The 222-nt window shown below is 41.4% G+C and carries 1 protein-coding gene; it reads left to right on the top strand.

Annotation, left to right across the window (positions count from 1 at the left end):
- The coding region (locus FDX22_RS22070) for a DUF2058 family protein (protein WP_146717775.1) at nucleotides 1-222 on the top strand (222 nt) is incomplete at both ends.

A 222-nucleotide genomic window follows, 5' to 3' on the forward strand; every position in this document is an offset into this window, starting at 1 on the left:
GCAGTTAAGCGATCAACAGAAACAAGCGACGCTATCGAAAGAATACAAAGCGCAGATTAAGCAGCTTATTGAAATGAACAAAATCACCATTTCCAAAGGTGATATTGGGTATAACTTCACCGATAATAATCTGATTAAAAAAATCTACGTGGATAAGGTGACACAGGCGCAATTGATTAAAGGACGTCTGGCTATTGCCCGGCTGACTGCTGAAAGCGAGCG

The organism is Citrobacter sp. TBCS-14, assembly GCF_005280805.1.
Taxonomy (GTDB): domain Bacteria; phylum Pseudomonadota; class Gammaproteobacteria; order Enterobacterales; family Enterobacteriaceae; genus Citrobacter; species Citrobacter gillenii.